This is a genomic window from Pseudoalteromonas sp. D15MCD-2 (assembly GCF_038562745.1).
Lineage (GTDB): Bacteria > Pseudomonadota > Gammaproteobacteria > Enterobacterales > Alteromonadaceae > Pseudoalteromonas.
Genome location: NZ_JBCFQE010000001.1, coordinates 550,707 through 562,514, shown reverse-complemented (window position 1 = coordinate 562,514; position 11,808 = coordinate 550,707). Strand labels below are relative to the sequence as shown.

Annotated in this window: 11 protein-coding genes; 8 read left to right on the top strand and 3 right to left on the bottom strand. The window is 41.0% G+C overall.

Going from position 1 to position 11,808, the window contains the following annotated elements; translation table 11 throughout:
* Positions 1–42 precede the first annotated feature (42 nt).
* Complete coding sequence (locus AADY36_RS02580; protein ID WP_054561033.1) at positions 43–1,260, top strand: methyl-accepting chemotaxis protein; 1,218 nt, start codon at positions 43–45, stop codon at positions 1,258–1,260.
* A gap of 71 nt (positions 1,261–1,331) precedes the next feature.
* A complete protein-coding gene (queG, locus tag AADY36_RS02575) occupies positions 1,332–2,465 on the top strand; it encodes a tRNA epoxyqueuosine(34) reductase QueG (RefSeq protein WP_342409258.1) in 1,134 nt (377 codons plus the stop codon).
* 20 nt (positions 2,466–2,485) lie between these two features.
* On the opposite strand, the gene AADY36_RS02570 is transcribed toward queG, so the two are convergent.
* From AADY36_RS02570 to AADY36_RS02560, 3 genes are all read right to left on the bottom strand, one after another.
* Entirely contained in the window at positions 2,486–3,613 is a 1,128-nt protein-coding gene (locus AADY36_RS02570) for a response regulator (RefSeq protein WP_342408458.1), read from the bottom strand.
* A 19-nt stretch (positions 3,614–3,632) separates the two neighbouring features.
* Positions 3,633–5,582 carry a hybrid sensor histidine kinase/response regulator gene (locus tag AADY36_RS02565; RefSeq protein WP_055020802.1) on the bottom strand — a complete coding sequence of 650 codons (1,950 nt, stop codon included), beginning with the start codon at positions 5,580–5,582 and terminating at the stop codon, positions 3,633–3,635.
* A gap of 143 nt (positions 5,583–5,725) precedes the next feature.
* Complete coding sequence (locus tag AADY36_RS02560; RefSeq protein WP_054561035.1) at positions 5,726–6,217, bottom strand: GNAT family N-acetyltransferase; 492 nt, start codon at positions 6,215–6,217, stop codon at positions 5,726–5,728.
* A 75-nt stretch (positions 6,218–6,292) separates the two neighbouring features.
* On the opposite strand from AADY36_RS02560, the gene AADY36_RS02555 reads away from it, so the two are divergent.
* The 6 genes from AADY36_RS02555 (at position 6,293) to AADY36_RS02530 (ending at position 11,807) form a co-directional block, all read left to right on the top strand.
* Entirely contained in the window at positions 6,293–6,868 is a 576-nt protein-coding gene (locus tag AADY36_RS02555) for a glutathione peroxidase (RefSeq protein WP_054561036.1), read from the top strand.
* Positions 6,869–6,940: 72 nt separating this feature from the next.
* Positions 6,941–7,222 carry a peptidylprolyl isomerase gene (locus AADY36_RS02550; protein ID WP_054552716.1) on the top strand — a complete coding sequence of 94 codons (282 nt, stop codon included), beginning with the start codon at positions 6,941–6,943 and terminating at the stop codon, positions 7,220–7,222.
* Positions 7,223–7,282: 60 nt separating this feature from the next.
* The gene (locus AADY36_RS02545; protein WP_054561037.1) at positions 7,283–7,861 is read left to right on the top strand and encodes a glutathione S-transferase family protein; all 579 of its coding nucleotides are present in this window, start codon (positions 7,283–7,285) and stop codon (positions 7,859–7,861) included.
* A 17-nt stretch (positions 7,862–7,878) separates the two neighbouring features.
* On the top strand, positions 7,879–8,229 hold the full coding sequence (locus AADY36_RS02540) for a DUF2750 domain-containing protein (RefSeq protein ID WP_054552718.1): 351 nt from the start codon (positions 7,879–7,881) through the stop codon (positions 8,227–8,229).
* Positions 8,230–8,446: 217 nt separating this feature from the next.
* Positions 8,447–9,124: a hypothetical protein gene (locus AADY36_RS02535; RefSeq protein ID WP_342408457.1), complete on the top strand. Its 678-nt coding sequence runs from the start codon at positions 8,447–8,449 to the stop codon at positions 9,122–9,124.
* Positions 9,125–9,236: 112 nt separating this feature from the next.
* Positions 9,237–11,807: a M1 family metallopeptidase gene (locus AADY36_RS02530; protein ID WP_055020773.1), complete on the top strand. Its 2,571-nt coding sequence runs from the start codon at positions 9,237–9,239 to the stop codon at positions 11,805–11,807.
* The last annotated feature ends 1 nt before the right edge of the window (position 11,808 follow it).

Here is an 11,808-nt window from a genome sequence, read left to right as displayed (position 1 = left end):
ATAATAAAAAATTACGCCAAAATGAATCAACACAACACCTTAATGAGTAGCTATATGCGCATTTACAATTTTATCGAACAAACTTTCTTTTACACTCTTACACGTAAAATTGTCGGTAATTTAGGTTTTGTGTTTGCGTTTCAAGCCATTACTTTGATCTGGCTTTATAGCAGCCTTTCAGAACAACAAGCTGGCATGGGACTATTTTGGTTAATGACCTTTGTTATCATCGCGAGCTTTATTTTTACTATTTTCTACATGCGCTTTTTAATTGTGCGCCCAGTGCAAGCAATGCGCGATACACTTGAGCAAATCAACCGCCATGATGCCGATTTATCTGCCAAGTTACCGCATTTTACCTACGATGAATTTCGTGATTTAAGTGAGCAGTACAATACCTTTACAGTTCATTTAGCAAACCTATTAGCAACTACTTATCAAAGTGCACAAGCCAGTGCAGATAGTAGTTCAAAGATGACTCATTCGATGCAGCAAACCGCAGAAATGAGCCACCAGCAAATAAAATTCAGTCAAACCATTACTGATTCAAGCAACCAAATTACTTCAAGCCTAGAGAATATCTCAGCAAATACTGACAGCGTGCACCATGTTAATAGTGAACACTTAAACTTTGTTAAGCACTCAGCCACTGAGTTATCGGCATTAGTTAAAAAGGTCGCGATGATTAGCCAAATTTTGGGTAACTTCTCAGCAACAGTGTCTGGCCTTAAAGAAAACAGCGAGAACATTCGTGCCATTTTAAAAATGGTTGAAGAGTTTTCTGATCAAACCAATTTACTTGCTCTAAATGCTGCAATCGAAGCGGCACGTGCCGGTGAAGCAGGCCGAGGTTTTGCGGTGGTTGCCGATGAAGTTAGATCGCTATCGGTTAAAGTTAACGATGCAACTCGCCAGATCAGTGACTTTATTAATCAAATGAATAGCCTTGTTAGCGAAACCAATAAAGAGTCTGAGCAGTTAATTAGCCACTCGAGTGAAGCTGAAACTGCCATTAGCAACACCTCAACAGGCTTTAGCAATATGCTTGGCGAATTTGAGCAAAACCAACAACAACTACAACAGATTGTCAGCGCCGTGCATTTACTAGAGCAAACCCAAACCCAGACCCATCAAACGGTTGAGCAAATAGTTGCTTTGGGTGAGCAAGCTAAGCAGCAAATTGATGAATCACTCGCTGATTGCCAACAATCACACAAACTGAGCCAACAAACCCAAGAGCAGTTAAAACGCTTTGTGTGATCGGCTTTTAACTGCTGCTCTGAGTCAAACTATGTTAAAGTAGCCGCTTCTTGGCTACTTTTTTATTGACCGTGACAACACCCGCTATTGATTATGAACAACTCGCACTGCAAATAAAGCAATGGGGTAAAGACCTTGGCTTTGCAGAAGTCGGGATCACTGATATTGACCTAACGAAGCATGAAGCGCAGCTACAGCGCTGGTTAGATTTAGGCTATCACGGTGAGATGGAATACATGGCAGCCCATGGTATGAAGCGAGCGCGCCCAGCAGAGCTGGTACCTGGCACGCAACGAGTCATCTCAGTAAAAATGAACTACCTGCCGCCTGATGCAAGCTTTGCTAAAAACCTCAAACAGACTGATAAAGCGTACATTAGTCGCTATGCATTGGGTCGTGACTATCATAAGTTAATTCGCAACCGTCTGAAAAAGTTAGGCCAAAAAATAGAGCAGCAAGTTGGCCAGCTCGGTTTTCGCCCCTTTGTTGACTCAGCCCCCGTGCTTGAAAGACAACTAGCCGAAAAGGCAGGCTTGGGCTGGCGTGGAAAACATAGCTTATTAATCAATAAAGAGGCGGGCTCTTGGTTTTTCTTAGGTGAGCTTTTTGTTGATATACCGCTCCCTATTGATGAAGAAAATAGCTTTGAAGGCTGTGGGAAATGCGTTGCCTGTATGACGCTGTGCCCAACCGGTGCGATTGTCGAGCCTTATGTAGTCGATGCCCGTAAGTGTATTTCTTACCTAACGATTGAATTACAAGGCGCTATTCCAGAAGAGTATCGTCCACTGTTAGGGAATCGCGTCTATGGCTGTGATGACTGCCAATTAGTCTGTCCATGGAATCGCTATGGTCAGATTACCGATGAAGCTGACTTTCATCCAAGAAAGCAGCTTAAAGATCAAGACTTACTGACTTTATTTGCATGGGATGAAACTACCTTTCTTAAAAATACCGAAGGCAGCCCTATACGCCGCATTGGTCACGAGCGCTGGTTAAGAAACCTTGCTGTCGGATTAGGTAACGCTGATTACAACAAGCAAATAATCGAAGCTTTAGAGCAAAGGTTAACAACAGCTACAGCTTTGGTCGCTGAGCATATCGAGTGGGCGCTTGATCAGCAAAAAAATAAGCGCCAGTTAAAGCTTCGTAAAACTGCGCGCTTAATTCGCATTGTTGAAAAAGGCCTACCCAGAGATGCTTGATGACTAGCTCAAGCTTTGCCCTACCGCGTTAATAATAGCGATAGGTCATTCTCAATTTCTTTAAAGGCCGCTTTAACCCCTTTTACAGACTCCTCTCGAGCCACTGAGTTCTGAATGGTTTCGTCGACCTTTTGATAGATAAACACCTCTTGGTCTTCATCTAAGCCCATGGTCGGTATGCGACTTTCTAAGTCTTCTTGAAGCCGCTTAAATACAGCTTCGTTATTGATACGGTTTTCATTTAAAAGCTCAATCAAACCTGTAAATTTGCTGTGCACCTTACCTACAGCATCATTTAACTGTTGCTGTTGCTGAAGAAGCTCTTTTTTAGTGAGAATCGCTTTTAGCTGTTGCTCTGTAACACTGACTAAAAAACAGATATGGTCTCGAATTCGACCATGCTTATCGGGGTCTTGCCCAGGCATATTTAAGATAAGCAAACTAATCATTTCATAGTTTACTAAAATCCGATTTGAGAACTCATGCAATCGACCTTTGCTTTTCAGCATTTCAAACAGCTCGATCACAATCGGCGAGCACACACCCGACACAGAGAAATGTAATACTTCGTTATCTAACCTAAACTCCACATTACTTTGTAAATCAAACGCACCTAAACAGTTTAAAAAGGCTTTGCCGAGCTCTTGTTCATTATCAATCGAACCAATATGCTCGATGTAATTAACAATTTGTCCCATTTCACTGCTGTTTGCCATGGCATTAAATGCCGTTGACGTAGCATCTTCAACTTGTTGTTCTAGCGATTCTTTTTCAATTAGTACTTGATTTAAATGTTGTAACTTAAGTTTTAATTCACCATGACTAAATGGTTTAACAATGTAGTCTTCTGCACCAACAGAATAGCCTTCCATGCGCTCCTCAACCGTGCCCCTAGCTGAGACAAACATCACAATAATTTTTTGTGTATTGGGGTTTTCTTTCAGCTTACGACAGACATCGTAACCACTCATTTGTGGCATGCTCACATCGAGTAAAATCACTTGAGGGTCGAACTCTTCAACGACTTCTAAGCATTCTGGGCCGCTATTAACCATTTTCAGCTCAAAATCGAGATCTTCAAGGATCTCTTCAATAATTTCTAAATTAAATGGTTCATCATCAACCGCTAAAATACGTTTCAAGGCCATAATTATCTCTTCCCTTTTATTAATTCATCGATATAGACTGTTGTTCATTTGCCAAGTGTTGCGGCAAGTCTATTTCTAAGGGCAGCCGTACCAAAATAGTGGCGCCCCCGTACTCATTGTTACTTGCCGAAATAGTGCCTTGATGTAAGGCTACAAATTCCCGGCAAATAGCTAATCCAAGCCCAGTGCCTCCCGCACCACTGTTGGTTTTACTGCTTTGCTCAAACTTAGCAAAAATCTTTTCAAGTTCCTGTTCAGGGATCCCTATTCCGCGGTCAATAACAGCGATTTCGGCCATCTGCTCATTCACCGCTAAACAAATATCAATTTCGCTATTTGGCTCACTAAACTTCAGTGCATTACCTATCAAGTTACGCATAATTTGATTAATTTGTTCTTCGTCGCACTCAAGCACAATGCCCTGTTCAAAACCTATAGGCCGAATAGCAATACTTCTTTCTAGGGCTGTGCCCGACACATCATCAATGCTGGTTTTTATAATATTGCTTAAGTTATGCTTTTGCGGATTGAACGGGAATTTCCCGACATCGAGCTTTGAGAGATCGAGTAAGTTATTCAGCAGCGATAATAATCGCTCACCACTTTGCTCAATTCTAGATAGATACTTGTTTAACTTGTCTTTACTTAAATCGTCATTAGCAACCTTATCAAGCCCAAAGCGAGCAAAGCTTAAAATAGAATGCATAGGTGTTCTAAGTTCATGAGACATGTTCGCTAAAAACTCAGATTTACTGTGATTTGCCGCTTCTGCCACATTTTTAGCATGCTCTAACTGAGCTGTGCGGGCTTTGACCTCTTCTTCAAGCAAATCTTTAGCTTCAACGAGTAAATCTTCTTTCTCTTTAAGATGCGTAACATTTTTAAAGATCACCGCTAGCGCAATTTCGCCGTGGTGGTCGATTTCGTTAAACGAGCCAACTAAAGGCACCTCACTGCCGTTTTTCTTGAGTAGTCGTAAGTCACAACTAAATTGTCGGTTTTTACTTAAAGTCGCAATCTTATCTTTGATGCGCTCAGTTGAAGCAACATCAAAAAATTCAAAAACAGAGCAATTCTCAAATTCTTTCAGCGGTTTTTCAAAAAGCTGCTCGCAGGCGTCGTTAGTTTCTATAACCTTACCACCACGCTCAAATAGAATAATGGCATCGGGTGTATGCTTAAAAATTACGCGTAGTAAGCTGTCTTTTTCTATGAGTGCATCAACTGTATTTTGCAAACGCTCGACTAATTCAGTGTTATGACGCCTTAATAGTTCTGTTTGCCACAGTTTATGTACTGATTGCAGCAGGCTATTATCATCAACCGGCTTGATGAGCACATCTTCTACCCCTTGACGAATAGCTGCCACCATCGAGACTTGATCAGGTTTAGAAGTATAAAGTAAACAGCGGCTATTAGGCTGACATGTTTTGAGCTTATTAAAGAGCTCAAGTCCAGTGCCATCAGTAAAAGTAAAATCACTTATGAGTAAATCAATGTTCTGCTCTTTAATAACATCCATAGCAGATGCAGTATTATCAGCTGTGAAGGTCTTAATATGTGCCCCTTTTAGGTTTAGGGCTATTTGCGCCAAACGTTCTGCGCAGTGATCAACGAGTAACACGGTAGGAAGTTGAAGAATATTATCGCTGTCGAGCTCAAGTACCCCTTCTAATAAAGAGCTAATTTCTTTATTAGCAAAGAAGGGGTAAATCACCACAGCATTAGGTAATAGGCGATTTACTTCACTAAAATGCTCTAGTAAATCACTACGCTGCGCTTTAGGCGCTAGCAGCAAGAAGTGCTCTTGTGCGAACACTCCCATTAGCGTTTTAATAACAGTGGTTGGCACACCATGAGAAGCTGCAACAAGATCAAAGTCTTGCTCTAAAACAGCATCATCAACCATTGCAAAATGTAATAGCTCAACTCGACAGCCAATCAGCTCCAGTAGCACCTTGACCCGCATTGCTAAAACACTATTGCTATCAACAATCAATATTCTTCGCACAGTAGACTAGACTCGCTTAATAATAAATACCTATTTTAGCGTAGCCTAAAATCGCAATGGGTCACAATTTGTACCGCATTTTTTATTAGCTTTTTAGCTAATTAACTGTCTAAACGCTTACCTAAAATAGTAAGGCTATAGGCTTTATCATCCATGATCGCAATCTCGGGAAGCTCTCCCCAGACCTTGTAATCAAAGCGATTAAACAGTTTTATACTTGGTAGGTTATGACTAAAGATAAAAGCTAATAACACCTTGATATCAAGTGTTTTTGCATGCTGTTCTGAAAATGTAAGCAATTGTTTACCTAGCCCTTTCCCTTGAGCTTGCTGGGTGATGTAAATGCTAATTTCAACGGTACCATCGTAGGCTGGGCGACCATAAAACGACTTATAACTCAGCCAAGCAAGCACTTTACCTTGTTGCTCAAAAACAAAAATAGGTCTTTTTTCTGTATGGCTATCAAACCAAGCTTGTTTGTCTGCAACCGACACCTCTTCAGTATCAGCGGTTACCATACGGCCAGGGATGGTCTCGTTATAAATAGCGACTATGTCAGTTAAATCGTTTTGTATTGCTTTGCGAATCGTCATAAATAGCTGAAATTAAATGATCACTTTGCTGCATATTAGCGTATATTCATCACAAATAACTAGCGGGAAATAACTATGTATAAATATGCTTTGTTACTTGCAGCAGGTCTAATAACAACCAACCTTGCAGCACAAACTACTGAGGCTACGCCAACTGCTAAAGCAAGCAGCCAATGTGATGACTTTACCAATGTTACAATGAGAAAGTTACGCTCAAAAGAGTCAATTAACTTCTGCGAATTCAAAGACAAACCACTCCTAATAGTCAATACCGCTAGTAATTGTGGTTTTACCGGCCAGTTTGAAGGCTTAGAGGCTATTCATAAAGAATATAAAGACCAAGGCTTAGTAGTACTAGGATTTCCATCAGATGACTTTTTCCAAGAAGAAGACGATGAAAAAGACACTGCAAAAGTATGTTTCATTAATTATGGCGTAACCTTTAATATGCTTGCTACCAGTGCCGTTCGCGGTAGCGATGCAAACCCGATATTCAAACACCTAAACGAAGCAACCAGCTCACCTAACTGGAACTTTTACAAATATTTAGTGTCTGCTGACCGTAAGACAGTGCAGCGCTTTAATAGTAAAACTAAGCCACAATCGCAAACTTTACGTGATGCAATTGAAGCTGAGCTGACTGCAAAATAAATTTAATTTTTCGTTCGGTAAATATTGAACTAAACTAGTAATTTAATACTAAAACACACATTAGGAGATGTTATGGCAGTAGCCAGTGCAAGACACATTCTCGTAGACAGTGAAGCTCACTGTTTAGATTTAAAACAGCAAATTGAGCAAGGAGCTGACTTTGCAGAGCTTGCTCGTGCTCACTCTAATTGCCCATCTGGTCAAGATGGCGGCGCATTAGGTGAGTTTGGCCCTGGCATGATGGTTCCAGAGTTCGACAAAGTCGTATTCTCTGCACCAATTAACCAAGTTCAAGGCCCAGTGCAAACCCAGTTTGGTTATCATCTTCTAGAAGTAACAAGCCGTACTGACTAATTAACAAATTGATTTCAAAAAGCCGCTTCACAGCGGCTTTTTTTTGCAAAGGACACCATCATGCAATTACTAGGCTCTACTACCTCACCTTTTGTGCGCCGTATTCGGATTTGGGCGACACTTAATAACCTACCTATTGATTTTGTTAATTTGGATATTTTCTCTGAGCAAGACAGACAAACCATGATTGCTCATAACCCTGCCAGAAAAATTCCTGTATTAATCGACCATGATTTTACCTTATGTGATTCCAACTCAATTATCCGCTACTTGCTCGAGAAAGCTGATCAGCCGTTACTTAGCTGGCAGCAAGAGAACTACTTAACCATTATCAATGCCTGCAATGATTCACTGGTAGAAATTTTACTTAGTCAGCGTTCAGGGTTTGATACCAACAGCGACAAACTATTTTTTAATTTACAGAATGAGCGAATTGTTGAAACATTAGCCTATTTAAATACTCATTTATCGGAGCCAGTATTTAAAAGCTGTGAATACCTCAACATCAGTTTATACTGCTTGCTAGATTGGATCCGCTTCCGCGAATTAACTGATTTTAGCCAACTAGAAAACTTAGTTGATTTTTATCATAAATTCGCCGATAAAGCGGCGGTACAACAAACAGATCCACGAATATAAAGATAAGGGTTACGCAAATGAGCGATATCGAAATTGAATCAGAATTAGTTAGCTTTGTAGAAAAAGTTCGTTTGAACGAATCTATGTGGGCACTGGGTGCCGAAGATGGTGGTTTTGTTGTCTGTGAATCAAACCAATTTAGCGACACTGATGTGTTATTACTTTGGGGTACTGAAGACGCTGCAAAAGCGCAATGTAAAGATGAGTGGCAAGACTATACCCCTGTTGAAATTGGCCTAGACGAATTTCTTGATGAGTGGGTTGAAGACCTTAACGAAGATGATGCGCTTGTTGGTTTAAACTGGAACGATGATCAAGTATGCGTTGAAATCGAACCGGTTGGTTTAGCTAAAGCTCTTTGCGATTAATCGCAATCCTTAAGCTTATAACGACACGGCCGTATTTATGGCAGTGTCGTTTAGCTGGAAACTTGATACTTATATTGATTTTAACAATAGAACCACTATTACTTGCAATCAATGCCTTGCCTAAATCGCTTTTAATTCCAACTGAAGCTCGCATCTTGAGGTGGTTTGGGTATATCAGTTATACTCTTCGACACATCTTTATTATCAAGGTATTAGGTTGAAGTCCCATCTTGGTCGTAGGCCCTTTTCGGCCATGGAATTACATACCCTGTATAATGGTTACATTTATGGTGATCAGCGTTTAGCACGTGAACAAGCCAAGCATTGGCACTTTTGGCTGCCTTTATTTGCCTATTACACCGGTGCCTACAGCGATGAAATTGGCCATTTAACCCTTGATAATATTGTCACCCTTGATGGAATTCGCTGCTTTGATTTTCATACACATGGCAAGATAAAACCCCGCTATGTACCTATCCACAATGCATTACTCGATGCAGGACTTGACCAATACTTAGGCTATTTAAATGAGCAAAATCAGCAACGACTGATGTTTGATTTACCCGCTAAATCAGGTCGCTATAGCGAAAAAGTACGTATTTGGTTTTCGGGTGAAGGTGAACGCGCTGGTTATTTACAAAAGTGCGCTATTCCTACAGTTGATCAGCAAGGTATGAAAACCGCGATAAGCAGTTTACGGCTCAACTTTGAACAACAAGTGCGAATTCATGCACTGCAAGCCAACTGCAAAGACGCCTTTAACTACTTGCTTGGTTTTAAAGATTTCAACGAGCAGCGCTTTACTGATATGCAGTTATTAAATACCGTGCTGCAAAACATACGACAAATAAACCCGCAACTGCATTGGCAGCGTTTCATTGACCGCCATAATTAACTGACAAACTTTGTTACTAACTATTTATTACTGTTCAAATTAAAACCTGATAGCATGGTGATTCGCCCCTCATAGCAGGTGCCTTTCTAACAACAAAAAATCAGGGATACTTATGTTCTTAAAAAGCCTATTAACGGTGAGTGTTGCACTTGCTGTTAGCTCTGCCCATGCCAATGAATATGTTATCGAAAAGCTTGCCAAGCCTAGCTCACAACAAGTAGAACTTACGCTTGATCCTGCCAAAGACAATTTTTCTGGTCATACCGAAATTGCTTTAGAGGTTCTAAAAGCAACGAATTATATCGAATTAAACGGTATTGATTATGCAGTTAGCATGGCGAAAATTTTAGGTGCAGAAAACTGTGACCTAAGTGCTGAAATGCTAAAAACAGGCAAAGTTAAATTCGCTTGTGAAGAAAAAATTCAGCCTGGTAAATACACTTTAAAAGTTGATTTTACCGCACCTTATAACCGCCAAAGTGTTGGTTTATATAAAACTTTAGATCAAGGTACACCTTATCTTTTCACGCAATTTGAAATGAGCGATGCGCGTCGTGCATTCCCGGTTTTTGACGAGCCAAGTTATAAAATACCTTTTCAGCTAACTATCACAGCGCCAACATCACAAAAAGTGTATGCCAATACACCGGTTTTAAAAACCAAAGTAGACGGCGATATGACAACGCACTTTTTCGACAAAACGCCACCTATTCCTTCGTACTTAGTCGCTATGGCTGTGGGTCCGTTTGAAGAGCTTGAAATTAAAGGCATGCCAATCCCTGGCCGTGTACTGACTCCGCAAGGTAAAATTCACCTTGCTGATTACGCAAAAGAAAATATGCCGCGTGTGTTAAAAGCGCTAGAAGATTATTTTGGCATTCCTTACGTATACAAAAAGCTAGACTCAGTGGCAGTACCAGAGTTCCCATTTGGCGCAATGGAAAACGCAGGCCTAGTGACTTACCGTGAAGACATTTTACTAGTAGACCTAGCAACAGCAACGCGCAGCAAAAAAGAGCGTAATGTATCAATCATTGCCCATGAGTTAGCTCACCAGTGGTACGGTAACCTAGTGACTATGAAGTGGTGGAATGATTTATGGTTAAACGAAGCATTCGCAAGTTGGATGGCAGCGAAAATCACTGCACAAATCAACCCAGAATTTGAGTCGCACTTAGACTTACCACAAAACCATGTGATGGCACTGGATGCGCGTCTAAGTACTAAACCTATTCGTAAGCCAATCAAAACTGAAGCTGACATCATGGATGGCCTTGGCCTTGCCTACAGTAAAGGGAGTGCGGTTTTATCTATGGTTGAAAACTGGATTGGCGAAGAGGCATTCCAGCAAGGTATTCGTGCTTACTTGAAGAAATTCTCGTATAAAAATGCAGAAGCTGCTGATCTATGGCAAGCACTAGGCGAAGCGTCTAATAAAGATGTAGCAAGTGTTCTTAAATCGTTTATCGAACAGTCATCTTTCCCACTTATCAAAGTAACGCAAGACGGTAAGAAAATTAATATCAGCCAAAGCCGCTTTGTAAATGCTGGCGTTGATGCGCCTGCACAACTGTGGAATGTTCCGGTTGCAATCAAGTATGGTGCGGGCGACAAAGTTAAAACCGCAAATGTACTGCTGAATAAAGAAACACAGCAACTAACTCTCGACTTTGAACCTGAGTGGATCTACCCAGATCAAGGTGCCATGGGTTATTACCGCTGGGTATTAGATGATGCTCAGTTTAATGCCCTACTAGAGAACGCAGCTGACAAGCTAACGGTGCGTGAACGCTTAGCGCTACTTTCTGCGGTTGATTCATTACTTGATGCAGGCGTTATATCTGCGGCTCACTTAATGCAAACTTTAGAAGCCTTTGTGAGTGATGCTCACCCATTAGTAGCAAACACAGCATTAGGTTACCTTGCTGCTCAAAAACGCGTATTCGAAGACGACAGCAACCGTGAATTATGGCCTAAGTTTATCCGTAACAGCATTGCACCAGCTGCTAAACAATATGGTTTAACAGCAAAAGCAGGTGAAGATGCAGCGGTATCGCAATTGCGTGCGCAAGTTATTGCCCGTTTAGGTTTTGATGGTCAAGATCAAAAAGTCATTGATACTGCAAAAGCACAAGCGGCACTGTACTTAAACAACCCTGAAAATGTTGACCCATATTTAGCCTCAACTTACTTAAACCTTGCGGCTTACCATGGCGATGCAAAGTTACTTGAAAAGTACAAACACACCTTTAAAACCACCAAAGATCCACAAGTGCGTACTAAGATGCTGGCAGCGATGGGTTACTTTGGTAAACCTGAGTTACAAAAAGCGGTTCTAGAATACAGCTTAACAGATAACGTAACAGCCTCTGATATGCGTACGTTATTAGGTGGGTTAGGCTATGGTAAAGAGCGTGAAGCACTGTTTATTGAGTGGATTTACAACAATTACGATGCCATCACTAAGAACTTACCACCGTTCTTTGTACCAAATTTACCGTTCTTCACGACGGCAAGCTGTGATGCGAAAAGCTTAGAGAAAACCAAAACCTTCTTCAACGATAAAATCACTGAAGTACCAGGTTATGCACGCTCTCTTAGTAAGCTTGAAGAAAGCATTAATGATTGTATTGCACTGAAAAACCGTGAGTTAAACTCGGTGAATAGCTTCCTTAAGCGCTAAT

Bases quoted from the DNA above. Each gene is read 5' to 3' on its own strand.
- AADY36_RS02570 (WP_342408458.1), bottom strand. From the start codon at position 3,613: ATGGCCTTGAAACGTATTTTAGCGGTTGATGATGAACCATTTAATTTA.
- AADY36_RS02530 (WP_055020773.1), top strand. From the start codon at position 9,237: ATGTTCTTAAAAAGCCTATTAACGGTGAGTGTTGCACTTGCTGTTAGC.
- AADY36_RS02550 (WP_054552716.1), top strand. From the start codon at position 6,941: ATGGCAGTAGCCAGTGCAAGACACATTCTCGTAGACAGTGAAGCTCAC.
- AADY36_RS02555 (WP_054561036.1), top strand. From the start codon at position 6,293: ATGTATAAATATGCTTTGTTACTTGCAGCAGGTCTAATAACAACCAAC.
- AADY36_RS02565 (WP_055020802.1), bottom strand. From the start codon at position 5,582: ATGCGGGTCAAGGTGCTACTGGAGCTGATTGGCTGTCGAGTTGAGCTA.
- AADY36_RS02580 (WP_054561033.1), top strand. From the start codon at position 43: ATGAGTAGCTATATGCGCATTTACAATTTTATCGAACAAACTTTCTTT.
- AADY36_RS02540 (WP_054552718.1), top strand. From the start codon at position 7,879: ATGAGCGATATCGAAATTGAATCAGAATTAGTTAGCTTTGTAGAAAAA.
- AADY36_RS02545 (WP_054561037.1), top strand. From the start codon at position 7,283: ATGCAATTACTAGGCTCTACTACCTCACCTTTTGTGCGCCGTATTCGG.
- AADY36_RS02560 (WP_054561035.1), bottom strand. From the start codon at position 6,217: ATGACGATTCGCAAAGCAATACAAAACGATTTAACTGACATAGTCGCT.